The 23,686-nt window shown below is 63.6% G+C and carries 23 protein-coding genes; 13 read left to right on the top strand and 10 right to left on the bottom strand.

Annotated features, from left to right (window positions below; translation table 11 throughout):
* Positions 1 to 165: 165 nt before the first annotated feature.
* From AC0L2L_RS30060 to AC0L2L_RS30050, 3 genes are all read right to left on the bottom strand, one after another.
* Positions 166 to 933, bottom strand: a complete 768-nt coding sequence (locus tag AC0L2L_RS30060; RefSeq protein ID WP_473583492.1) for an N-acetylmuramoyl-L-alanine amidase — start codon at positions 931 to 933, stop codon at positions 166 to 168.
* A complete protein-coding gene (locus AC0L2L_RS30055; protein ID WP_473583491.1) occupies positions 930 to 1,649 on the bottom strand; it encodes a TerB family tellurite resistance protein in 720 nt (239 codons plus the stop codon). Before AC0L2L_RS30055 ends, AC0L2L_RS30060 begins: the two co-directional genes overlap by 4 nt.
* A gap of 130 nt (positions 1,650 to 1,779) precedes the next feature.
* Positions 1,780 to 1,992, bottom strand: coding sequence for a hypothetical protein (locus AC0L2L_RS30050; RefSeq protein WP_027168700.1), 213 nt, complete (start codon positions 1,990 to 1,992; stop codon positions 1,780 to 1,782).
* A gap of 177 nt (positions 1,993 to 2,169) precedes the next feature.
* Between AC0L2L_RS30050 and AC0L2L_RS30045 the strand changes: the two genes are divergently transcribed.
* Genes AC0L2L_RS30045 through AC0L2L_RS30035 form a run of 3 tightly spaced genes read left to right on the top strand, consistent with a single transcriptional unit; the run spans position 2,170 to position 7,796 of the window.
* Positions 2,170 to 5,802, top strand: coding sequence for a hydantoinase B/oxoprolinase family protein (locus AC0L2L_RS30045; RefSeq protein ID WP_473583490.1), 3,633 nt, complete (start codon positions 2,170 to 2,172; stop codon positions 5,800 to 5,802).
* A 33-nt stretch (positions 5,803 to 5,835) separates the two neighbouring features.
* Positions 5,836 to 7,134, top strand: coding sequence for a BtaA family protein (locus AC0L2L_RS30040; RefSeq protein WP_473583489.1), 1,299 nt, complete (start codon positions 5,836 to 5,838; stop codon positions 7,132 to 7,134).
* Positions 7,131 to 7,796, top strand: coding sequence for a class I SAM-dependent methyltransferase (locus tag AC0L2L_RS30035; protein WP_473583488.1), 666 nt, complete (start codon positions 7,131 to 7,133; stop codon positions 7,794 to 7,796). The genes AC0L2L_RS30040 and AC0L2L_RS30035 overlap by 4 nt, the downstream gene beginning before the upstream one ends.
* A 9-nt stretch (positions 7,797 to 7,805) precedes the next feature.
* Here the strand turns inward: AC0L2L_RS30035 and AC0L2L_RS30030 are convergent, their stop codons facing one another.
* Positions 7,806 to 9,188, bottom strand: coding sequence for a serine hydrolase domain-containing protein (locus AC0L2L_RS30030; protein WP_473583487.1), 1,383 nt, complete (start codon positions 9,186 to 9,188; stop codon positions 7,806 to 7,808).
* A 232-nt stretch (positions 9,189 to 9,420) separates the two neighbouring features.
* Between AC0L2L_RS30030 and AC0L2L_RS30025 the strand changes: the two genes are divergently transcribed.
* Together AC0L2L_RS30025 and AC0L2L_RS30020 are read left to right on the top strand one after the other, a co-directional pair.
* The gene (locus AC0L2L_RS30025; RefSeq protein ID WP_473583486.1) at positions 9,421 to 10,206 is read left to right on the top strand and encodes a glycoside hydrolase family 25 protein; all 786 of its coding nucleotides are present in this window, start codon (positions 9,421 to 9,423) and stop codon (positions 10,204 to 10,206) included.
* A gap of 183 nt (positions 10,207 to 10,389) precedes the next feature.
* On the top strand, positions 10,390 to 11,568 hold the full coding sequence (locus tag AC0L2L_RS30020) for a lytic murein transglycosylase (protein ID WP_473583485.1): 1,179 nt from the start codon (positions 10,390 to 10,392) through the stop codon (positions 11,566 to 11,568).
* Between the two features lie 162 nt (positions 11,569 to 11,730).
* Here AC0L2L_RS30020 and AC0L2L_RS30015 read toward each other — a convergent pair whose 3' ends face one another.
* Entirely contained in the window at positions 11,731 to 12,951 is a 1,221-nt protein-coding gene (locus AC0L2L_RS30015) for an alanine racemase (RefSeq protein WP_473583484.1), read from the bottom strand.
* A 213-nt stretch (positions 12,952 to 13,164) separates the two neighbouring features.
* Between AC0L2L_RS30015 and AC0L2L_RS30010 the strand changes: the two genes are divergently transcribed.
* Entirely contained in the window at positions 13,165 to 14,085 is a 921-nt protein-coding gene (locus tag AC0L2L_RS30010; RefSeq protein ID WP_473583483.1) for a DMT family transporter, read from the top strand.
* A gap of 381 nt (positions 14,086 to 14,466) precedes the next feature.
* Here the strand turns inward: AC0L2L_RS30010 and metF are convergent, their stop codons facing one another.
* A complete protein-coding gene (gene metF, locus AC0L2L_RS30005; protein WP_473583482.1) occupies positions 14,467 to 15,384 on the bottom strand; it encodes a methylenetetrahydrofolate reductase [NAD(P)H] in 918 nt (305 codons plus the stop codon).
* Positions 15,384 to 16,406 carry an ArsR/SmtB family transcription factor gene (locus tag AC0L2L_RS30000; protein ID WP_473583481.1) on the bottom strand — a complete coding sequence of 341 codons (1,023 nt, stop codon included), beginning with the start codon at positions 16,404 to 16,406 and terminating at the stop codon, positions 15,384 to 15,386. The genes metF and AC0L2L_RS30000 overlap by 1 nt, the downstream gene beginning before the upstream one ends.
* A 141-nt stretch (positions 16,407 to 16,547) precedes the next feature.
* Between AC0L2L_RS30000 and tsaA the strand changes: the two genes are divergently transcribed.
* From tsaA to AC0L2L_RS29980, 4 genes are all read left to right on the top strand, one after another.
* Positions 16,548 to 17,054 carry a tRNA (N6-threonylcarbamoyladenosine(37)-N6)-methyltransferase TrmO gene (gene tsaA, locus AC0L2L_RS29995; RefSeq protein ID WP_473583480.1) on the top strand — a complete coding sequence of 169 codons (507 nt, stop codon included), beginning with the start codon at positions 16,548 to 16,550 and terminating at the stop codon, positions 17,052 to 17,054.
* A complete protein-coding gene (locus AC0L2L_RS29990; protein ID WP_473583479.1) occupies positions 17,051 to 17,365 on the top strand; it encodes a DUF2293 domain-containing protein in 315 nt (104 codons plus the stop codon). Before tsaA ends, AC0L2L_RS29990 begins: the two co-directional genes overlap by 4 nt.
* A gap of 113 nt (positions 17,366 to 17,478) precedes the next feature.
* Entirely contained in the window at positions 17,479 to 18,438 is a 960-nt protein-coding gene (locus AC0L2L_RS29985) for a D-amino acid aminotransferase (RefSeq protein ID WP_473583478.1), read from the top strand.
* Positions 18,439 to 18,689: 251 nt separating this feature from the next.
* Positions 18,690 to 19,529: an SDR family oxidoreductase gene (locus AC0L2L_RS29980; RefSeq protein WP_473583477.1), complete on the top strand. Its 840-nt coding sequence runs from the start codon at positions 18,690 to 18,692 to the stop codon at positions 19,527 to 19,529.
* 41 nt (positions 19,530 to 19,570) lie between these two features.
* Here AC0L2L_RS29980 and AC0L2L_RS29975 read toward each other — a convergent pair whose 3' ends face one another.
* Together AC0L2L_RS29975 and AC0L2L_RS29970 are read right to left on the bottom strand one after the other, a co-directional pair.
* The gene (locus AC0L2L_RS29975; protein ID WP_473583476.1) at positions 19,571 to 20,188 is read right to left on the bottom strand and encodes an MOSC domain-containing protein; all 618 of its coding nucleotides are present in this window, start codon (positions 20,186 to 20,188) and stop codon (positions 19,571 to 19,573) included.
* A 4-nt stretch (positions 20,189 to 20,192) separates the two neighbouring features.
* Complete coding sequence (locus tag AC0L2L_RS29970; protein ID WP_473583475.1) at positions 20,193 to 20,762, bottom strand: TetR/AcrR family transcriptional regulator; 570 nt, start codon at positions 20,760 to 20,762, stop codon at positions 20,193 to 20,195.
* Between the two features lie 196 nt (positions 20,763 to 20,958).
* Between AC0L2L_RS29970 and AC0L2L_RS29965 the strand changes: the two genes are divergently transcribed.
* From AC0L2L_RS29965 to AC0L2L_RS29955, 3 genes are all read left to right on the top strand, one after another.
* Positions 20,959 to 21,378 carry a tautomerase family protein gene (locus AC0L2L_RS29965; protein ID WP_473583474.1) on the top strand — a complete coding sequence of 140 codons (420 nt, stop codon included), beginning with the start codon at positions 20,959 to 20,961 and terminating at the stop codon, positions 21,376 to 21,378.
* A 19-nt stretch (positions 21,379 to 21,397) separates the two neighbouring features.
* The gene (locus AC0L2L_RS29960; RefSeq protein WP_473583473.1) at positions 21,398 to 21,793 is read left to right on the top strand and encodes a VOC family protein; all 396 of its coding nucleotides are present in this window, start codon (positions 21,398 to 21,400) and stop codon (positions 21,791 to 21,793) included.
* A 108-nt stretch (positions 21,794 to 21,901) separates the two neighbouring features.
* Positions 21,902 to 22,468 carry a methyltransferase family protein gene (locus tag AC0L2L_RS29955; protein WP_473583472.1) on the top strand — a complete coding sequence of 189 codons (567 nt, stop codon included), beginning with the start codon at positions 21,902 to 21,904 and terminating at the stop codon, positions 22,466 to 22,468.
* A gap of 4 nt (positions 22,469 to 22,472) precedes the next feature.
* Here the strand turns inward: AC0L2L_RS29955 and AC0L2L_RS29950 are convergent, their stop codons facing one another.
* Positions 22,473 to 23,594: a beta-ketoacyl-ACP synthase III gene (locus AC0L2L_RS29950; RefSeq protein ID WP_473583471.1), complete on the bottom strand. Its 1,122-nt coding sequence runs from the start codon at positions 23,592 to 23,594 to the stop codon at positions 22,473 to 22,475.
* Positions 23,595 to 23,686 lie beyond the last annotated feature (92 nt).

Below are 23,686 nucleotides of genomic sequence, written 5' to 3'. Positions count from 1 at the left end.
CCGCGCGAAGAAATTCACGCAGTTGTTCAAATTCAACATCGGATCATCCGGGGGATAGACGTCCAATAACTTGCGGGAGAGGCATTTGGAGGTGGAATTAGCGGCAATGAAGGCGGCGCAATTCACTTTAAGTGACAGATTGTAATTTAAGGAACCTGGCGTGGGTTATTTGACGGAGGCTGACTTTACGGAAGCCAGGAGCCTATGCAGGGTACGGATCGTCGAATTGTCCGCCACGCCATCGACCAGCCGCCGCCGGAAATGCCGCTGGAACGCCGCCACCACGATTTCCGTCTGCTGGTCGTAGACACCCGATATCTCGACACCATAGCCATAGAGCGCCAGCATCGACTGCAGCGCCTCGACATCGGAGCCGGTGTCGCCGGCCTTCAGCGCGGCGCCCGGCTTTATCGGCGCCGCCGGCACGAGGTGACCGACCCCGGCTCCAAACAGCGCCTTCCAGGGGAATTTCTCGCCGGGATCGACCTTGCGGCCAGGAGCCACGTCCGAGTGCGCGAGCACTCTTGCCGCAGGAATGGAATAACGGCCCACGATGCCGGCGCACAACTCGATCACTGCACCGACCTGCCGCCGGGGGAAGGCTTTATAACCCAGTGAATGCCCGGGATTGACGATCTCGATGCCGACCGAACAGGAATTGATATCGGTGCGTCCGAGCCAGGAACTCGTGCCGGCATGCCAGGCGCGATCGCTCTCGCGCACCATCTGGATGATGCGGCCGTCCTCATGAACAAGATAATGCGAGGACACTTCGCTTGCAGGATCGCATAACCACGCCTCGGCGCCGGCGCCGCTTGCCATGCCGGTATAGTGCAACACGATCATGTCGGGCCGGAGCGTCTCGCGGCGCGGACCGAAATTCGGCGACACCCGGACCTCGGCACCTGGCTGGTCGGGCAGAAAGCCGCTCATACGTGCCTGAGGCCCCGCTCGATCATCTCATAGGCGGCATTGATCGCCGCCACCCTGGTCGTGGCGATCTTGATGAATTCCTGTGGCAGGCCGCGCGCGATCAACCTGTCGGGATGATTGTCGGAGATCAGCTTGCGATAGCGTTTCCTGATTTCCTCGAATGGCTTGCCGCGCTCGATGCCCAGAACGACATAGGGATCGGCCGCGCCAAGATTGACGTGCCGCGACAGGATCGTCTCGTAATGCGCCTCGTCGATTCGAAAAATCTCCGCGATCCGATGCAGGAATTGCCCTTCCCGCTCATGGATGAGGCCGTCCGCCTTGGCTATGTGGAACAAGCCGTCGAGGATGTCTTCCAGCATCATGCAGTTTGCATGGCCCGAACCGCAGAGCTGCGCCATGCGCTGGGCATAGATCTCAAATCCGGCAATGTCGCGCTTGGCGATGTCGTAAAGCCGCGCCACATTGCGTGTCTCGCTTGGCGGCACCTCGAAGATTTCCTGGAAGGCGCGCACTTCGTCTTGCGTGACGATGCCGTCGGCCTTGGCCATCTTGGCCGAGAGCGCAATCATGGCCACCGAGAAGGCGACGCGCCGGCGCAGATCCGGATCGCCGGAAAACACGGTGCGCACGGCTTCGACGACATCCGCGACGCCCGAGGACGCCGACGACGAAACACGAGCGATGAAGTCGCCAAGGCGGTCCCAAATCGACATGCCGCTTCATAGTGCGAACCGGGCGGTTCTATCAAGCCTGGACAATGCCGCAGGTATCGGCGATCTACGGGCGCGACGGCGCAAAAAGGAGGCCGGCAATGCCGGCCTCCTCGGAATTATCGGTCGGCTCTTACTGCGCAGGCGCGGCAGGAGCCGGATTTGTTGCCGGAGCCGGTTCAGCGGGCTTCGAAGCGTCGGGCGAAGCCGGCTTCATCGGTTGCTCGTTGGCCGGCGGATTGGTGCTCTGGGTGGTGGTATTGTCGGTACCGGTGCCACTGTCGCTACAAGCCGCGACCCCCAGCAGGGCGAGCGCCGAAACAGACGCCAGGATGAGCTTCTTCATGGTATCTCTCCTTCAACAGACGCTCACATTTCGGTGAGCGGTCACAAAGGAAATGCATTGGTAGGGCTGCCGGTTTCGTAACGTTGCATTTCTACCTGTAACATCAACTTGCGATTGCTGGCGCCGAAATCCCGAACTAACAGAACATACGCTCGAAGACATAAATGGATTAGCAGAATGCCGGCAGCCGAGGGGACAGGGAAATGGGACTTCTGGATCGACCGCGGCGGCACGTTCACCGACGTCATCGGCCGTGATCCGCAAGGCCGCCTGCACCCTCGAAAGCTCCTGTCCGAAAATCCCGAGGCCTATGCGGACGCTGCCATCCAAGGCATCCGCGACCTGTTGGGTTTGAAAGGCGGCTCCGCCATTTCCGCGGACACCATCGGCGACGTCAAAATGGGCACGACCGTTGCCACCAACGCGCTGCTCGAGCGCAAGGGCGACCGCGTGCTCCTGCTCATCAGCAGGGGTTTTCGCGACGCATTGCGCATCGCCTACCAGGCGAGGCCGGACATCTTCGCCAAGGAGATCATCCTGCCGGAGCAGCTCTACGAGCGCGTCATCGAGATCGACGAGCGCGTGCGCGCCGACGGCTGCGTCGAGCGCCTGCTCGACATCGCGGCCTGTCGCCCGGCGATCGAACAGGCCAAGGCCGACGGGATCGACGCGGTCGCCATCGTCTTCATGCATGCCTGGAAATATCCGGACCACGAAAAGGCCGTGGCCAAGGTCTGCCGCAAGATCGGCTTCAGCCAGATCTCGGTCAGCCACGAGGTCTCGCCGCTGATCAAGCTGGTCGGCCGCGGCGACACCACCGTGGTCGACGCCTATCTGTCGCCGATCCTGTCGCGCTATGTGCAACGTGTGGCCGGCGAACTGGGTGCAGGTCCGCGCCTGATGTTCATGATGTCATCGGGCGGCCTCACCGCCGCCGACATGTTCCAGGGCAAGGACGCGCTGCTTTCGGGACCGGCGGGCGGGGTTGTCGGCATGGTCGAGACGGCGAAGCTCGCCGGCTTCGAAAAGGTCATCGGCTTCGATATGGGCGGCACCTCGACCGACGTCGCCCATTATGACGGCGAATATGAGCGCGCCTTCGACACCGAGGTCGCCGGCGTGCGCATACGCGCGCCGATGATGCGCATCCACACGGTTGCAGCCGGCGGAGGTTCGATCCTTCACTATGAAGCCGGCCGCTTCCGCGTCGGCCCGGATTCCGCCGGCGCCAATCCCGGCCCCGCCGCTTACCGGCGCGGCGGCCCGCTCGCCGTCACCGATGCCAACGTCATGCTCGGCAAATTGCAGCCCGATTTCTTCCCGGCGATTTTCGGCGCGGGCCAGGACCAGCCGCTCGACATCGGCACGGTCGGCGAAAAATTCACGGCGCTTGCCGCCGAAATCGGCGACGGCCGAACGCCCGAGGCGGTCGCCGAGGGTTTCGTCACCATCGCCGTCGAGAACATGGCCAACGCCATCAAGAAAATCTCGGTGCAGCGCGGCTACGATGTCACCGAGTATCTCCTCAACTGCTTCGGCGGCGCCGGCGGTCAGCACGCCTGCCTGGTCGCCGACGCGCTTGGCATGGAAGCGGTGCTCATCCACCCCTTCTCCGGCCTGCTTTCAGCTTACGGCATCGGCCTTTCGTCGGTCTTCGCCTCGCGCCAGCAGGCTTTGCTGCAGCCGCTTGCCGAGGAATCCCGCTTGGCGATCGAGGCTCTCATCGCAGCCTTGCGCAGCGACGTCGTCGCCGAGCTTGGCGAACAGGGCATTGCCGACGATGCGCTTTCAACGAAGCCTGTCCTGCACATCCGCTATGACGGCACCGATACGGCGCTGCCGGTGAATTTCGAGCATGGCTCGATCTTCCGCGCCAGAAGCGATTTCGAGGCCGCGCACAAGGCGCAGTTCGGATTCGTCTATGACGACAAACCCATCGTAGTCGAGACCGTCGCCGTCGAAGGCACGGAAGCCGCTCGACAGGACAAGGCTGAAGCCTACGCGCCTGCCGGGCTGGCAAGGATCGAAGCCAAGCCTTTGGAAAACCGGCGCTTCTACACCGAAGGCCGCTGGCACGAGGCCGGCGTCTACCGCCGCGAGAACCTGCGGCCGTCCCACACGGTCGCCGGGCCCGCGCTGATCATCGAGCCGAACCAGACCATCGTCGTCGAGCCGGGCTGGCGCGCCGAAATCACCAATCTCGACCATGTCTTGATACGCCGCGCGGAAAGAAAAGCGCGCGCCGCAGCGCTCGGCACCGAGGCCGATCCGGTGATGCTGGAGGTCTTCAACAACCTCTTCATGTCGATCGCCGAACAGATGGGCGTGACGCTGCAGAACACCGCCTATTCGGTCAACATCAAGGAACGGCTCGATTTTTCCTGCGCCGTGTTCGACCGCCATGGCGCGCTGGTCGCCAACGCGCCGCATATGCCGGTGCATCTCGGTTCCATGGACCGCTCCGTCGAAACCATCATCCGCCTGAATTCCGGCGACATCCACCCCGGCGACGTCTTCGCGCTCAATGCGCCGTATAATGGCGGCACGCATCTGCCCGACATCACCGTGGTGACACCCGTCTTCGACGATGCGCGCAGGGAAATCCTGTTCTGGGCGGCCTCGCGCGGCCATCACGCCGATGTCGGCGGCACCGCGCCCGGCTCGATGACGCCTTTGGCCACAACCGTCGACGAGGAAGGCGTGCTGTTCGACAATTTCCGCATTGTCGATCGCGGCCGCTTCCGCGAGAAGGAACTGGAAACCCTGCTCACCGACCACCCCTACCCGGCGCGCAATCCCGCCCAGAACATCGCCGACCTCAAGGCGCAGATCGCCGCCAATGAAAAGGGCGTGGCGGAATTGCGCAAAATGGTCGTGCATTTCGGCCTCGATGTCGTCGAAGCCTATATGGGCCACGTCCAGGACAATGCCGCCGAGAGCGTGCGCCGCGTGATCGAGCGGCTTCCCGACAGCGCGGCTTACGAATACCCCACCGACACCGGCCAGATGATCAAGGTCAAGATCACCGTCGACCGGCAAAAGCGCGAGGCGACCGTCGACTTCACCGGCACCTCGCCGGTGATGAAGAACAATTTCAACGCGCCTGAGCCGGTCGCCCGCGCCGCAGTGCTCTACGCCTTCCGCGTCATGGTCGAGGACATGATCCCGATGAACGCCGGCTGCCTGAGGCCGATCAACATCGTCATCCCCGACGGCTCGATGCTGAAGCCCGCTTACCCAGCAGCCGTCGTCGCCGGCAATGTCGAGACCTCGCAACATGTCACCAATGCGCTGTTCGGCGCGATGGGCGCCATAGCCAACGCGCAAGGCACGATGAACAACCTCACCTTCGGCAACAAGAAATACCAGTATTATGAGACGATCTGCTCCGGCTCGCCGGCCGGGCACATGAATTCGGGCCGCGGCTTTGCCGGCACGTCCGGCGTCCATACCCACATGACCAATTCGCGGCTCACCGACCCGGAGGTGCTGGAACTGCGCTTCCCCGTCGTGCTGGAAGACTTCCACATCCGCGAAGGCTCCGGCGGCAAAGGCAAGTGGAATGCCGGCGACGGCACCAGGCGCACCATCCGCTTCCTCGAAAAGATGGAATGCGCAATCCTGTCCTCGCATCGAAATCGCCCACCTCAGGGCCTCGACGGCGGCGGCGATGGCGAGGCGGGCTCGACAAAAGTCAGGCGCAATGACGGCTCGGTCGACCTCTTGAAGGCCTGCGACCAGACCACGCTCGAAGCCGGCGAGGCCGTCATCCTCACCACGCCGACACCGGGAGCGTTCGGCAAAGCGTAGAATTCCCCGTCAACAGGCTGTCACCGGCCTGTCATGACGCTGCGCTACCCGCTTGCGCCAATGCAAATGGGGAATCACCTTTCCATGTCGGATGTTTCCGCAGAACTCGTTTATCGCCGAGGCAAGGAAGTCGGAAAGGCCGTCTACCAGAACCGGGCATTGTCGAAGGACGGCATTTCCGAACGGTTGTTCGCTTTCCTGTTCTCCGGCCTAGTCTACCCACAGATTTGGGAAGACCCGGATGTCGACATGGAGGCCATGCAGCTCGGCGCCGGCCACCGGATCGTCACAATCGCATCGGGCGGCTGCAACATCCTGGCCTATCTGACCCGTTCGCCGGCCAGGATCGATGCCGTCGATCTCAACGCCGCGCATGTCGCGCTGAACCGCATGAAGCTGGAAGCGGTCCGGCATCTGCCGTCGCAGGGCGACCTGTTCCGCTTCTTCGGCGCCGCCGGCACCAGCCATAATTCCGATGCCTATGACCGTTTCATCGCACCGCATCTCGATCCGGTCAGCCGCCACTACTGGGAACGCCGCAACTGGCGCGGCCGCCGGCGGATCTCGGTCTTCGATCGCAACTTCTACCAGACCGGCCTGCTCGGCCTGTTCATCGCCATGGGTCATCGCGTCGGCAAGCTGTTCGGTGTCGACCCGGCCGGCATCATGAAGGCCGAGAATGTCGACGAGCAGCGCCGCTTCTTCAACGAGGAGCTGGCGCCGATCTTCGACAAGAAGCTGCTGCGCTGGGCGACGTCGCGCAAGGCTTCGCTGTTCGGCCTCGGTATCCCGCCGGCACAGTATGACTCGCTGATCACGTCCGGCGACGGTTCGATGGCGAGCGTGTTGAAGGCGCGGCTTGAAAAGCTCGCCTGCGATTTCCCGCTCAAGGACAATTACTTCGCCTGGCAGGCCTTTGCCCGCCGCTATCCACAGCCCGGCGAGGCAGCCCTTCCCGCCTATCTGGAACAGGCGAACTACAAGACAATCCGCGGCAACATCGACCGCGTCGCCATCCATCACGCCAACCTGATCAAGTTCCTGGCCGCCAAGGATGCCGGCACCGTCGACCGCTTCGTCCTGCTCGACGCCCAGGACTGGATGACCGACGACCTGCTCAACGCGCTGTGGACCGAGATCACCCGCACGGCTTCGGTCGGTGCCCGCGTCATCTTCCGCACCGCGGCCGAACCCAGCCTGCTGCCGGGCCGCGTTTCCAGCTCGCTGCTCGACCAGTGGACATATGAGAGCGAGGCTTCGCGCGAATTCTCCGCCAGGGACCGCTCGGCGATCTATGGCGGCTTCCACCTTTACGTGAAGTGCGCGCCATGAGCACGACGGAGCTGCCGGCCAGCCATGCCGAACTGATGGACGGCGTCTACCGCTGGCAGCGCCACATCTATGACCTCACCCGCAAATATTATTTGCTCGGCCGCGATTGGCTGATCGATGGGCTCGATGTGCCGCAAGGCGGTACCGTGCTTGAGCTCGGCTGCGGCACCGGCCGCAACATCGCGCTTGCCGCCCGCCGCTATCCCAACGCCCGTTTCTTCGGCCTCGACATCTCCACAGAGATGCTGGAGACGGCGAGCGCGGCCATCGCCCGCGAGGGTCTGTCCGGCAAGGTCAGCCTGGCGCGCGGCGATGCCACCGATTTCGACGCCAAGGCGCTTTTCGGCATCGAGCGCTTCGACCGCGTCTTCGTCTCCTATTCGCTGTCGATGATCCCTGGTTGGGAAAAAACGGTTTCAGCCGCCCTTGCCGCGCTCGCCCCCGGCGGCTCGCTGCACGTCGTCGACTTCGGCCAGCAGGAAGGCCTGCCGCGCTGGTTCCGCGCCCTGCTGCGCGGCTGGTTGCGGAAATTCCATGTCACACCGCGTGCTTCGCTGCGTGACGTGCTTGAATCGGAATCCGAGCGGACCGGTGCAACCTTCCGGTTCAGAACGCTTTATCGCGGTTACGCTTGGCTGGGCGTGATCGGACCTGGCAAATAGCAGACGCTATCAATGCAGCGCCTTGACCAGCGCCGCCACCATCGTCTGCGGCCGATAGCCGAACTTTGCGGGCGTCAACCCCAAACGCACCACCACCAGTTGCTCCGACGGAACGATCGCCACCGTCTGGCCGTCATGGCCTTCCATCCAGTAGGTGTCCTTGGGCAGGCCGGCGGCAGCACCAGCGCCGGGCTTTTCCTCGTCGCCCGGCCCTTCGATCCAGACCTGGCCCTTGCCGTAGACCTTCGAAGCCGGCGCCGGCGCGCGCATCCAGTCGACAAAGCCGGCGGAAAGCACCTGGTTTCCGTTCCACACGCCGCCCTGCAGCAGGAACTGGCCAAAGCGCGCCCAGTCATGCGCAGTGGCGTAGAGATAGGACGAGCCGACGAAGGTGCCCTGCTCGTCGGTTTCGAGCACCGCGCTCTTCATGCCGAGCGGCTCGAACAGCGCCGTGCGCGGCCAGGCCAGCGCCTTCGCCTTGTCGCCGATCGCATCCTGCCACAGCCGCGACAGCATCACCGCAGTGCCGCTCGAATAGGAAAACACCTTGCCGACCCCGCCGGTCAGCGACTTGGCCGCGGCGAAGCCCGCCATGTTCGGCTCAAGATAGAGCATTCGCGTCACATCGGCGACGTCGCCATAGTCCTCGTTGAATTCGAGCCCGCTCGACATCGCCATCATGTCGGCAAGGCTGATGGCGGCGCGCCCATCCGCCTCCCACGGCGCGAACAGGCCCTTCTTGTCGAGCACCATCTTGCCGTCCTTGACCAGCGTGCCGACGATCGCGGCATTCACCGTCTTGGTCATCGACCAGCCGAGCAGCGGCGTCTTGGCCGAAAAACCCGCGCCATAGCGCTCCGCGACGACGCGGCCGTTCTTCACCACCACGATGGCGCGCATGCCGGTGCCGGCCATCGCGGCGTCATCGACGATTTTCGCGACCTCGGGATTCTGCGAGGCGTCCACCCGCTCGCCGTCGGGCCAGAGTGCGTCGGGCTGCGTCGCCGGCGGTGCCGCCGCGCGCAACGACGTCTGCCGCGCCTTGCCGGTGTCGCCGTCGGGAACCGACGCGCAGCCGACACCGTCACGCTCGACAGCAACGCTCTTGCCGAAAACCCAGAGCAACCCCGCCGAAACCAGTCCCCGCTCCTTGTCGACGGAGACCTTCATCAGCTTGAGCAGCGGATGGCCGGGCGCCTGCACGTCGACAGCCAGAACCTCGTTGGCGTCGCGGCCGGCGATGAAGACGTTCGAGCATACGATCTTGGCCGAGTAGCCGGAGCCGACGCGGATCAGTTCAGGCGGCGCGAAATAGAGCCAGGCGAAGAGCGCGACCACCGCCAGCACAATAAGACCCAGCAGCCATTTGACGAACTTCACGACAGCCCGCATCTTTTCCCGCCCTTTGGATTCTACGGCTCGATTTATGTCATCGATTTGCCGCCATTGCTTCCGCAAAATCGTCGGTGTTGTCGAGCGCCGTCAATGGATTATCAACCATGTTCGGCGATCAACTGAGCAACTAGGGCGGTCCTGTGGGGAGACCGTCCGAGGGGGCCTGCGCGAGCAACGGCCATCTGCAAAGACCCATCAGCAGCCGGCTGAACCCGGCCTGGGAAATACCATGCGCCGTCTCGCGGCCATACTGATGCTGACGCTGCTGGGCGCCTGCTCGACCGTCGACGACCTTGCTCCGCTGTCGCCGTCCTCGCAGACTGTGCGCGCGCCCAAGTTCGACGATTCCAAGCCGCATGAATGGGACAGCGGCACGCCGTGGAATTACGCCATCCACGGCACCGATGTTTCCAAATACCAGACCTCGGTCGACTGGCCGACGGCCAGGGCCAGCGGCATCTCCTTCGCCTTCATCAAGGCGACGGAAGGCGGCGACCGCTTCGACGAGTATTTCAACGAGCACTGGGCGCGCACCAAGGCCGCCGGCATGCCGCGCGCCGCCTATCATTTCTTCTATTTCTGCACGCCGGCCGAGACCCAGGCGCGCTGGTTCATCGCCAATGTTCCGCGAGACCCGTCGGCGATGCCGCCGGTGCTCGACATGGAATGGAACCCGAAGTCGCCGACTTGCCGCCTGCGCCCCGATCCGGCCACCGTGCGCAGCGAAATGACCGTCTTCCTCGAAATGGTCGAGCGTCACTACGGCAAGAAGCCGATCATCTACACCTCGCTCGACTTCTTCGACGACAACCAGTTGGCGACATTCCGCAGCTATCCCTATTGGCTGCGCTCGGTCGCCGGTCACCCGCGCGAGAAATACGGCAGCCACCCCTTCACCTTCTGGCAGTACACCGGCACCGGCATCGTGCCCGGCATGACCGGCAAGTCGGACATCAATGTTTTCAACGGCTCGGAAGCCGCCTGGAAGAAGTGGCTGCGGCAGAACACCCGTTGACATCGGCCGTCCCGCCTGCTTTTCGACATGGCAGGCGGCGAAACATGCAACCGCTGGTAATCTGGAGCGGCGCACTCGTGCGGATGCCTAACGCGGCTCCTGAACTTTGAAATCCTCGCATGCGCCTGTCAAAGCCCGCTCCGGGTTGCGATGGGGTCATGCGCCGGTCTCGAAAGGAAAGCGATGCGATTGCGCGTTGAAATCCTGGCGGCGCTCTTTGTCTGTGCGTTTGCACTGCCCGCAGCGGCACAGGAATGCGGCGGCGATTTCGAGGCCTGGAAGCAGGGTGTGGCAGCGGAAGCCAAGGCGGCCGGCGTCGGTGCCGTCGGCCTCGACGCGCTGGAAGACGCCACCCTTGACGAGCGTGCGTTGGCGCGCGACCGCGCCCAGGGCGTCTTTACGCAGACTTTCACCGAATTCGCCACCCGCATGATTTCGGGCTATCGCCTGAAGCAGGGCACGGCCAATCTGAAGAAATATGCCGATGTCTTCGACCGCGCCGACAAGCAGTTCGGCGTCCAGCCGGCGATCATCGCCGCCTTCTGGGGACTGGAAACCGACTTCGGCGCTGTGCAGGGCGACTTCCATACCCTCAACGCGCTGGTGACGCTTTCGCATGATTGCCGCCGCCCGCAACTGTTCCGGCCGCAATTGGTGCCGCTGCTGACCCTGATCGACCGCGGCGTGCTGCCGGCCGACGTCAAGGGCGCCTGGGCGGGCGAGATCGGCCAGACGCAGATCCTGCCGACCGACTATCTAGGGCGCGGCGTCGACGGCGACGGCGACGGCAAGGTCGATCTCAGGAACAGCGTGCCGGATGTCATCATGACCACGGCCGACAAGATCATGTCGCGCGGCTGGAAGCGCGACCAGCCCTGGGTCCAGGAAGTGCGCGTCCCCGATGAGATGCCATGGGACCAGACAGGCCGCACCAACAAGCTGCCGCTGTCGCAGTGGGCTCAGTGGGGCGTTACCGAACCCAATGGCAACCCGCTCATCGACAACGGCCTCAAGGCCGGCCTGGCGCTGCCCATGGGCCGCAAGGGCCCTGCTTTCCTGACCTACGACAATTTCGATGTCTACCTCGAGTGGAACCAGTCCTTCACCTACGCGCTGACCGCGGCGGTGCTTGCGACTCGGCTCGCCGGCGCGCCGCAATTCGATCCGCGCACGCCCGAGCAAGGCCTCGATGGCGACCAGATGAAGGCGCTGCAGACCAAGCTCGAAGCCAAGGGCTACGACGTCGGCACCGTCGACGGTATCCTGGGAACCAACACGCGCGAGGCGATCCGCAAGGAACAGATGCGGCTCGGCCTTCCCGTGGATGGCTGGCCGACGCCGGAACTGCTGGCGAAATTGTAGCGCCCTTCCCTTCTCCCCTTGTGGGAGAAGGTGGCCGAGCGAAGCTCGGTCGGATGAGGGGTGCTCCAGGGAATACCAACGTCTCACTCCGCTGGAACACCCCTCATCCGTCTCGGCGCTACGCGCCGATCCACCTTCTCCCACAAGGGGAGAAGGTGGAGCTTAACTCCCCATCGTCTCCAAACTCGCAAACCCCTGCGGCGCGTCCCCTTCGTCGAACGGCGTCGTCACCTCGACGAAAGTGTCGGGATAAAAGCCGTTGAAGCGTGTCCTCAGCGACAGCGAGTAGGCGCCGATATGGCCGATCTCGATCCAGTCGCCGGTGTCGACCGTTTCCGGCAGCCAGAACGGCCTGGACAGGATGTCGACGGAATCGCAGGTCGCGCCGCACACCTTGAAGGGTACGATGTTTTTCTCGGCGCCGTTGCGCGTGCGGATCGCGGGGTCGGGGATGAAGCGCGCCGGCAGCGTGATCTTGCCGGTCCATGAATCCGACAGCGAGGCCCAGATGCCGTCATTGATGTAGAGCCGCTTGCCCTTGCGCAGCAGCACGCGCACGATCAACGACAGGCAGCGCGCCACGATCACGCGGCCGGGCTCCGCCACCAGCGGCATGTCGTCGAACTGGTATTCCTTGAGGTCGCCGGCCAGCCGCGACATGAGCTGTCCCAGCGACGGCATCTCGATGTGCCTGCGGTTGGGATCGTGGCCGTACTCGGCCGGAAAGCCGCCGCCGACATCGAGCCCGGCAATGTCGAAGGTCAGGCGGTTGCGCACCCAGTCGGCCGAAGCCAGCGCGCGCTCATAGGTGTCGGGATCCTCGATCTGGCTGCCGACATGGAAGCAGAGGCCGACCTTGTAGCCGGTGCGGTTCAGCCGCTCGGCGAGCTCGACCGCATTGGCCGGCCCGGCGCCGAATTTCTTCGACAGTTCGTAAGCCGCGTGGCCCTTGGTCTGGATGCGCACGAAGACGGTGAGAGCGCCGGGATCGATGTCGAGCGCCCGCACCACCCGCGTCAGCTTGGTGATCTCGTCCTCATGGTCGAGCGAGATCACCCGGATGCCGTATTTCTCCAGCGCCAGCTTGATGTCCGACTGCGCCTTGACCGGATGCATGTAGAGCATCTCGGCGTCCGGCGAGACGGCGCGCACGGCGGCGAACTCGCCGGGCGAGGCGACGTCGAAGGCGCTGACGCCGGCCTCGACCAGCGCCTTCAGAACGATCTGCTCGCCATTGGTCTTGACCGCGTAGGCGGTCTTGCCGGGAAACATGCCCATGAACTGCAGCGCATCGGCCCTCAGCACCTGCGGGCGGAAACAATAGACCGGGTCGTCGGGACGAAGCGCCAGTGCCGCCTCACGGGCATTTTCGAATCGCTGCATGGACGAATCCCTCGATCTGGAGCGCGCACAATTAATCCTAGCTAACCGCCAAAGAAAACAGTTCTGTGTCTCGCTATCCCGGCCGGCCGGCCGCACATTTTGCCAACGCTAAACCAGCGGTCAGGTTTCGGGTGGCCCTTGCCTCCGAACTCGATATCGGTTGGTGAGGTGTTTGACGGGCCGAGGTTGCGATCGGCCCCTGGGAGGAAAAACATGTCCATTACGGCCGGCGCCGCGCCGATGCGCGGACCGATGACGCTCAAGGATTGGGCGCAGCTTCTCTTGCTCGGCGCGATCTGGGGCGGTTCGTTCTTCTTTGCCCGCATCGCCGTGTCCGAGATCCATCCGCTGGCGCTGGTGCTGTTTCGTGTCGCCATCGCCGCGATCGCGCTTCAGCTCTATCTGGCTATGCGCGGTCCCTCTTTTCGCCTTGCCTTTCCCCGCGCTGGGCTGTTCTTGCTGCTGGCTCTCACCAACAACGTGATCCCCTTCTCGTTGATCTTCGCCGGCCAGGTTGAGCTCGGTGCCGGCGTCGCCTCGGTACTCAATGCGACGACGCCATTCTGGACGCTGATTCTCGCCAACGCCCTCACCACCGATGAGAAGCTGTCCTGGAACAAGCTGGCCGGCATCGCGCTCGGTGTTGCCGGCACAGCGGTCATGATCGGTCCCGGCCTGCTTGCCGGCCTCGGCGGGCCGGTCTGGGCCAAGTTCGCGCTGATCGGTGCTTCGCTCTCCTACGCCGTCGCGCTGATGATCGCTCGCCGCTTCAAGGGCGTGCCTTCGCCGGTCATCGCCACCGGGCAACTGACCGCTTCGACCGTCATCATGATCCCGGTCGTGCTGATCGCTTACGGCCCGGCCGGCCTTCTTGCCGCCTCGCCGCCGGTCTGGGCAGCCGTGCTGGCGCTGGCGCTGCTCTCCACCGCCTTCGCCTACATCCTCTATTTCAACCTCGTCGCCTCGGCAGGCGCCACCAATGCCTCATTGGTGACGCTGGTCGTCCCAGTCAGCGCGGTGCTGCTCGGCTTCCTCTTCCTCGGCGAGCGGCTGGCGCTGTTCGAGGTCGGCGGCATGACACTGATCGGACTCGGCCTGATCACCATCGACGGGCGTCTGTTCGGGCGATGGTAGCGGTGTCATGCCACACCGCCGCCACAATTTATTCACAACCTCGGAGCCGGATTTTGCCAAAGAGTTTCAACGGCTAACGGCAAAACCCGGGTCGCAAATTCCACAATCATGTCGCATTGCAGCACGTTTTCCGCTTGCCTGTGGCACAAATGACCCTAGACTCCTGCCATAGCTCTGAAGAGGAGGCTATGGCATGGGACTGACGAGGCCAATCAACGCTTTGATGATTTGTGCCGCATTCGCATTCATCGGTGCCCTTATCATAGGCGTTCTTCCCTGACCGCCAAAGCCGGGAAGACTGAACACCGAGAATAGTCCAACAGTTCGAGAAGGCCGGGTTCTACCCGGCCTTTTCCATTGCAGGCTTCCGTTGCGCTTGGTTCACGCCGCTGCCGATCCCCTCGCCTCCGTCTCATGCGAGCGGATGCCGATCATGTGGCAGACGGCAAAGACGAGATCGGCGCGGTTCATCGTGTAGAAATGGAAATCGCCGACGCCGCGCTCGACAAGGTCGAGCACCTGCTCGGCTGCCACGGCCGAAGCCACGAGAGCATGCGTCTGCGGATCGTTCTCCAGTCCTTCGAAACGCTCGGCCAGCCAGGCCGGCACCAGCGCCCCGCAGCGCGACGAGAAATTGGCGACCTGCGTGAAATTGTGCACCGGCAGGATGCCCGGCACGATCGGAATATAGATGCCGGCGCGGCGCGCCCGCTCGACATAACGCTCGTAGAGATCGTTGTCGAAGAAGAACTGAGTGATCGCCCGCGTCGCGCCATTGTCGGCCTTGCGCTTCAGCATGTCGAAGTCGGTGGCGAAGTCGGGGCTTTCCGGATGTTTTTCCGGATAGGCCGAGACGGAGATATCGAAATCGCCGGCGCTCTTCAGCGCCCCGACCAGCTCGGCGCCATTGGCGTAGCCGTCGGGATGCGGACGGTAGCTTGTGCCCACGCCGGCCGCCGGATCGCCGCGCAACGCCACAAAGCGCTTGACGCCCATGTCGGCGAATTCGCGGATGACCGTGTCGACGTCATCGCGGGCGGCATCGACGCAGGTCATATGCGCCGCCGGCGTCAGCGACGTCTCGTTGAGGATGCGCTTCACCGTGCGCGCCGTGCGCTCGCGGGTCGAGCCGCCGGCGCCATAGGTCACCGAGACGAATTTCGGCTTGAGCGGCTCCAGCCGGGTGACCGTGTCCCAGAGCCTTATCTCCATCTCGTCGGTCTTCGGCGGGAAGAATTCGAACGAGACCCTGACCTTGTCGCCAATGTCGGGGCGGCGGGAAAAGCGGAACTGGTTCATCAGGCTGTTTCCCCCATTGGATATGTCTTGGCTGGTAGCGGGTCATTGGACGGATCGGCGATCAGCAGGCGGCGGTCACGGCCGAGCCAGAGCTTGACGGTGAGCCTTGCCTCGTTGCCGCCGCGCGGCTCGAATTCCTGGCTGTCCTCGAGGTCGAGTCCCGCCTCCGCGAACCACTCCGAAATCTGCCGGTCGGAGAAGCCGAGCCGCATATGGGCATGCTGGTCGCGCAGGAATTCGAGATTGTGCGGCGCGAAGTCGACGACGATCAGCCTGCCCGATGGGCGCAGCAGCCTCGCTGCCTCGGCGATCGCCCGGGCCGGATCGTCGAGATAGTGCAGCACCTGGTGGATGGTGACGAGGTCGAAGGCGTTGCGCTCGACCGGCGGCGAGAAAATGTCGCCCTGGCGCACCTGCGCATTGGCGACGCCTGCCCTGTCGAGATTGGCGCGCGCCACGCTCAGCATCTCGCGCGACATGTCGATGCCGACACCGCGCCGGTAGAGCGGCGCAAAGATTTCGAGCAGCCTGCCCGTGCCGGTGCCAAGGTCGAGCATCGACTGGAACGGCCGCTTGCCGACAAGCTTTATGAGTGCCGCTTCCACCGCGCGGTCCGGCACATGCAGCGAGCGGATGTGGTCCCAGCTCGCAGCATTCTCCGAGAAATATTCGGCGGCACGGTCCTGCCGCTTGCGCTTCACCGCCGCCAACCGCTCGAGATCGCGCACCACCTGCGGATCGGCCTCGCTGATGCCCGCGACCAGACGCTGCACGAAATCGCGCGAATTATCCGTATCCGTCAGCCTGAAGAAGGCCCAGGATCCTTCTTGGTAGCGGCCGATCAGCCCGGCATCGAGCAGCAGCTTCAGGTGACGCGAGACGCGCGGCTGCGACTGGCCGAGGATTTCGGTGAGATCGGAGACGGTCAGGTCGCCGCGCGACAGGAGCACTAGGATGCGAAGTCGGCTGGATTCGGCCGCCGCCTTCAATGTATCTACCATTGTGTCGAGCGGGATATGCATGCGCCGGTTCTCATTGAAAGATATAAAGATATGTTTATGTCGATTTTGAAACCATGGCAAGCGCTATGTCGCTTCCGGACAAGAAAATGGCGCAGCCGTGATCCGCACCGGACATGCGGTTCTTCCACGGGATGAAACAGGATGTTTGAGACACGCGAAGGTGAGAGGCTTCTTGAAGTCGATCCGGCGGAACTGCGGACGGACGGCCACCTTGTCTTTGTCGGTCGCATTGTCTCGCCTTGGGTGAGTCGCGAGGATTGCCCCAAGAATATGCGCGCCGCCCGGGAATCCGGGCGCGCTGCAACCGTCATGATCAATGAGGCCTATCGTCCGGGACTGCAAAACCTGGAACGCGCCAGCCACATCGTCATCCTGTCCTGGCTCCATCACGCGCCGCGGAATCTGATCGTGCAGAAACCGCGCCATGCGGCTGAACCGAAAGGCGTTTTCTCGCTACGCTCTCCTGCCCGGCCGAACCCTGTCGGCCTGCATGTGGCGAAGCTCGTCGCTCTCGACATCGAGGCCGGCCGGATCGAGATCGACGCCATCGATGTGCTCGACGGCACGCCGGTCATCGACATCAAGCCCTACTACGCTTCGACCGATGCATTTCCCGAAGCGACCATTGCCGGGCGCGACGGGAAATGAGCGCCCCCACCCGCCGAAGGCGCGCGATTGCCAAGGCGCTGACAGCGCTGTTGCCGCTCGCGCCTTACGCCGACATGGAAAAGATCCGCGCCGAGGCCGGTTCGGTGCACATGAAGACCTTGCCGCCAACGATCGCGGTGTGGCTGGCGACCATCGCCCATATCCGCCATGCCCACACCGACTACGAAAAGCTGCTCGCCGAAGGATATGACCGGGACTCGGCGCGTTTCTTCGTCATCGGGCGGACCAACGAGGTGCTCACCCGCTGGCGGGCGACACGCCTGCTCGAGGAAGACGACGAGGACGAATGAGGTCGAGGACCGAACAGCCGCTTCGCAGGCCAGGCAGCGCCGGTAGCCTGGCTCTACTTCATCCGGAGCCCGGCGTTAGCCTGCCTTGCCGGAACATCGAGGGAGGAATGAAAATGAGCCAAGCTGTTGCCGCGCCAGCCGGGTCGCTCCCCATTCTTTCAGATCGTCATCTCGACCCGCATGCCTATCCCGACGGCGTCGCCTTCCTGGACGGGCAATATCTGCCGATGTCGCAGGCCAAGGTCTCGGTGCTGGATTGGGGCTTCCTGCATTCCGACGCCACCTACGACACCGTTCACGTCTGGGATGGCCGCTTCTTCCGCCTCGACCTGCATCTCGACCGCTTCTTCGGCGGGCTGGAAAAACTGCGAATGACGATCCCGTTCGATCGCGACGGCGTTGCCGAGATCCTCCACAATTGCGTCGCGCTGTCCGGCCACCGCGCGGCCTATGTCGAGATGCTGTGCACACGCGGCGCCTCGCCGACCTTCAGCCGCGACCCGCGCCAGGCGATCAATCGGTTCATGGCTTTCGCCGTCCCCTTCGGCTCGGTCGCCAATGCCGAGCAGTTGCGAACCGGCCTCAAGGTGGCGATCAGCGACAAGGTGCGTATTCCGCCCGCCTCGATCGATCCCTCGATCAAGAACTATCATTGGCTGGACCTGGTACGCGGGCTCTACGATGCCTACGACCGCGGCGCCGACACCGCGCTTGTCCTCGACTTCAACGGCAATGTCGCCGAAGGTCCGGGCTTCAACGTTTTCTGCGTAAAGGACCGCAAGCTGTCGACGCCCGCCGTCGGCGTGCTGCCCGGCATCACGCGCCGCACCGTGCTTGACCTTTGTGCCGAAGAGGGCCTCTTGGCTGTGGCGACGGATGTCAGCGTCGTCGCGCTGAAGACGGCGGACGAGGTCTTCATCACCTCGACCGCAGGCGGCATCATGCCGGTCACGACGATCGACGGGGCGCCTGTCGCCGACGGCAAGGTCGGCGCAATCACCGAACGGCTGATGGCGCTTTATTGGAAAAGACATGACGATCCGGCCTGGTCGAGCGCTGTGAGCTACCCCTGACCCTGCCCGTCAAATAATTCGGGCGGCCCTCTGGAAAAACGCCAAAAGCGACGTATATGCGGCAAACGGAGTATCCTCCGTTTATCTCCCCGGAATTCATCGCCTCCAGAGCAATTCCAGGAAAAGTGCGCAGCGGTCAGGTTCGGCGACTTCGCCGCAGCCTCCGTCCGGAATTGCGCAAAACAAAAACTTAGAGCGGTTCGGCGGTTCCGTGGAACGCCGAAGCGCCCCAAGAGCAAGGATCGCAGATCATGACTGACAAGGTTTGGTTCATCACCGGATCGTCGAAGGGCTTTGGCCGTGTCTGGACCGAGGCCGCGCTCGCCCGTGGCGATCGCGTCGCTGCCACCGCGCGCGATGCCGGCACGCTTGCCGATCTCGTCGAAAAATATGGCGACAACATCGCCGCCATGAAGCTCGATGTCACCGACAAGAAGGCGGTCGACGCCGCGATCGCCGAGGCGCACAAGCGTTTCGGCCGGCTCGACGTCGTCATCAACAACGCAGGCTACGGCCATTTCGGCGCCATCGAGGAAGTCACCGAGCAGGAAGCGCGCGACCAGATCGAAACCAACGTCTTCGGCGCGCTTTGGGTGACGCAGGCCGCATTGCCGATCATGCGGGCCCAGCGGTCCGGCCATATCATCCAGATATCGTCGATCGGTGGCGTCAACGCCTTCACTTCGCTCGGCCTTTACCACGCCTCGAAATGGGCGCTGGAAGCGTTCAGCCAGTCGCTCAGCCTGGAAGTCGCCGGTTTCGGCATCCATGTCACCCTGGTCGAGCCGGGTGGCTTCTCGACCGACTGGGCCGGCCCTTCCGCCAAGGTCTCGAAGCCGTTGGATGTCTATGAACCGATCCGCGCGGCGATGGCCGAGCGTCGCGGCCGCGCGGTGGCGGGCGATCCGGAAGCGACCGGGCCGGCGATGCTGGCCATCGTCGACGCCGCCGAGCCGCCGCTTCGTGTCTTCTTCGGAGATGGCGGCCTGCCGATGATCAAGCAGGAATATGCCAACCGCATCGCTACCTGGGAAAAGTGGGACCATGTTTCGGTGATGGCGCAGGGCGCCAACAAAAACCGGAAAGCCTAGTCCAAGGTGCCGGGCCGCGCCGCTTCCAGCAGCGTGGCCCGTCAGGCCTGGTAGATCCACTGCTCCGGCACGCGCACGGAAATCTCTTCGCCGGCCCGAATGAAACCCGGCTTTTCGACCCAGGCAACCAAGCCGCGCAGGCGCTTCGCCACCTTCGGAAAGAGCAGCGCGGTGGCATCTTGATCTGCGGCGCGGACATGCTCGGCGATCGATTGCCCGGCGATGCGGCACGGCTTGTTCTGGGCGTCGATCTTGATCGTCGCGCCACCCTTGAAGAACATGAGCGAGCCGGCCGGCAGCGTCGAAAGATGCGGCACGCCTTCGACCAAAAGATTGGCGCCGATCCACTCCGGCCTGATCTCCTCGAGACCCATATGTTGGGCAATGATCGCGAGCTCATCCGCGGCGACAAGCGACAATTGCCGCTCGTTGCGCATCTCGGTGCCGCGCGGATACCAGGGCTCGCGTCCGCCCGAGCGGCGCGTCGATCCGCCATGGAAGTCGCCTGAAATGCCGTCGAAGCCGAGCCGCAACTCGTCCACCGGACGCGTCTGGAAATGATCCGCCGGCGCGACATAAAGCGCTGCCGCGCGGGCGGAAAGCTTCTTCGCCGGGATGATGTCTACCGGCTTCTCGGCCTCGGGAAAGAGATCCAGCATGGCTTCAGTCCTTGGATGACGCGCCCTGGTTTTGCTCTTCGGCCGGCAAGGCCGCAAGAGCGGTTTGGGCCAAAATGCGCAACTCTTCGACCGATGCGCCATCCCGCGCCTGTATCGACATGCCGTTCATGACGCCTGCAATATATTTGGCCAGGCCTTCGACGGAGAGGCCCTCCGGCAGATCGCCCTTCGCTCTCCCCTTGGCCAGCCGCTCCGCGATCGCCGCCTCGCTCGCCTTGCGATAGGCCTTGAGTTCACCGGCAATGGCTTGCGCTTGCGGCGAGGCTGCCAGGGCACCGCTGACGAAAAGGCATCCGCCCGGCTTGCCGGGCCTGGAATAGGCCTCCGCCGCCCCGAGCAGCAACCGCCGGACCGCCGCCCGCGTCGACACCGGCGCGCTCAGCGCCTCCAGCGCAAAGCCGATCTCCGTCTCATGATAGCGCGCCAGCGCCTTGCGGAACAAAGTCTCCTTGTCGGTGAAGGCATTGTAGATCTGCGGCGGCGTCAGCCCCATCGCCTCGCGCAGCATGGCGAGCGACGTCGCCTCATAGCCATGGTCCCAGAACAGATGCATGGCCGCGTCCAGTGCCCGGTCGGGATCGAATGCACGCGGCCGGCCGCCGCGCGGCTTCTCCAAATCTTCCATAGTGATTGATACGAAACCTGTTGACTTCCTCGTTTCGCGTAACGTAACAATTGATACGAAACATGGCAAGCCGGAGAAAATCTTCGAACAAGGCCGTGCGACCCGAGGACCAAGGAGAACCCAAATGCCCATTACCGTGACCGCGCCGGAAGGCGTACTGACCCAGGCGGGAGAGCGCGAGATCCTGCCGCGCCTCAGCGCCGCCCTGATCGAAGCCTCCGGCGCCACCGGCAACTCGTTCTTCACCGGGATTGTCGGCGGCACGGTCCATATCTTGCCGCCGCGCCATATCTATGCCGGCGGCACCAACCGGCCGGTCGTCATGGTCGAGTTGAAATTGCCCAATATCGGCCTTGGCTCGGTCGAGTCCCGCAAGGCCTTCATCACCACGGCCGCCGCGATTGTGGCCGAACTCTGCGTGCCGGCACATAGGCCCGAAAACACCTGGATCAACATCGTCAACGCACCCGACGGCGGCTGGGGCATCGGTGACATGCAATATACCGGCGAGGCGCTCATCGCAGCAGCCACCGCTGCGCACTGATCTGGCCAGGAGCGGTAGCATGCGGCTCTCCCCTTCGCTGTTCTTCACCACCAGCTGCGAACCGGCATTGGCCTTCTACGAACAATGCGGTCTTGGCCGAGGGACGATCCTGCTGCGCTGGGGCGACAACGACATGCCGGTGCGAACCGAGGCGATGCGCGGAAAAATCCTGCATGCGCGGTTTGAAGGTCCAGGCGTGCTGTTCCATGCCTCAGATAATGACGATGCGGAGCCGATGAAGGGCTCCGCCATGATGCTGGAGTTCGACGACTTGGCCGCCATGCGGGAGCTGTTCGCCCGCATGGCCGCGAGCGGACGGATCACCGTGCCCCTGGCAAGGCAATATTGGGGAACCTTCTTCGGCATGCTGGTCGATGCCTTTGGCGTGCAGTGGATGTTCAGCTGTTCGGGCTAATGAGGGCGAGGATCACGATCTTCTTACTGATAATGGAACCAGCGCCGCATTGCTGCCGCGCCGAGCCGGCTTCATGATAACGTCCAGACAAATTGACGGAGGTACGTGATGCGCCCCGGGACGGCAATCGCGCTGCTCTGGTTGATCTGGGCGGTGTCGTGGGCCGCCGCGGCGTTCTGGGCCGCCCCGGCAAGGAAGCGCGCCGGCTTTCAGGCGGAGGCACCGTACCGGGCGATGCTCGTACCCGGCACAATCCTCTTATTCATTCCGGCGCATGACTATGTCGGCCGTTTTCGCCTGTGGTTTCCCAACCTTGCCGTGGCCTGGATCTGCGTCGCGCTAATCGCTATCGGCCTCGCCTTCTCATGGTGGGCGCGGCTGCACCTTGGCCGGCTGTGGTCGGGAACGGTCACCGCCAAGGCCGAACACCGCGTCATCGACACCGGGCCTTACGGCCTCGTTCGCCACCCGATCTACACCGGGCTGATCCTGGGAATCCTGGCCACCATGGCGGCGAAAGGCACCGTCTGGGGCGTCGGAGGCGCCATTCTTTTGATCATCGGCATCGTCATGAAGGCAAAGCTCGAGGAGCGTTTCCTGCGCACCGAACTCGGAACCGCCTATGACGATTACGCCGGGCGAGTGCCGATGCTGGTGCCGTTCGCGCCGGCCTGACGCCTCACAGCATTCTGATAAGCGCGCCGCCTATCGAATACCCCGCGCCAAACGCGCAGATCAGGCCGAAATCGCCGGCCCTCATGTCGGCATGGTTTTCCGACAGCGCCACGATCGCGCCGGCGCCCGCCGTGTTGCCGAGCCGCTCCAGCACCATCGGCGCGCGGTCATGGTCGACGTCATGGCCGAAGGACAGCTTCAGGATCATCGCATTCATGCGCGCATTGGCCTGATGCAGCCAGAAGCGGCGGATCGCCTGCGGCGTCAGCCCATGCTCGGCCAGGAATTCCACGATGAATTTCTGGCCGGCGACGGTGACTTCCTTGAACACCTTGTTGCCCACCTGCTTGATCAGGTTGCCCTCCAGATTGATCATGTAGGGATCGTCCTGGGCGGTGCGCGTGTGATAGCCGAGATTGGTGCGTATGTTGTTCGACATCTGCGTCCAAATGCGGGTGTCCAGCACCTCGAAACGCCCGGGTCGTTTGTCACCCTGGGCAAGACCCTCCACCACCATTGACACCGAGGCGTCGCCGAAGATGAAATGCGTCTGCCGGTCGCGGAAATTGAGATGGCCGGTGATGATCTCCGGCGTCGACACCAGGATGCGCTTATGCGCGCCCGAGCGCACCAGGTTGACGGCCATGTGAAGAGCAGCCGCCGCCGAGGAACAGCCCAATCCCATGTCGAAGCCGGCGCCCTTGGTCCCCAGCGCCTCCTGCATCTCTATGGCTATAGCCGGATAGGGCCGCTGATGGTGCGAGGCCGAGCAGATGATCAGGTCGATCTCGGATGGGTCCAATCTGGCATGGGCAAGCGCCTTCCTGGCCGAGGCGATGCCGAACTCGGCTTCCAACGACAGCGCATCGTCTGGCCGCGCCGGGATGCGCGGCGTCATGCGGGTTGGGTCGAGGATGCCTTCGCGCTCGATCACATGGCGGCTCCTCACGCCCGATGCATGCACGATGAAGTCGCTGTCCGATTTCTGCAGCAGCGTCTCGCCTGTCAAGGCACGGCGCGCATTCTCGGTGTCGACCCAGCTGTTGAAGCTGGCGACCAGTTCTTCGTTGGTGATGACGGGTTCAGGGATTTCGGCGCCGATGCCGCTGATGATGACGCGATGCATGTCCAATCCGTCCGAGGCAGGGGCCTTGATGTGGGCACCGGAGCGGCCCGGCGCTACCCTTGTCGCATCCAGCCGGTTTATGCCAGCTTAAA

The organism is Mesorhizobium sp. WSM4832, from assembly GCF_055811115.1.
Note: the sequence above shows the minus strand (reverse complement) of the source record. Positions and strands in the feature narration are given on the sequence as shown.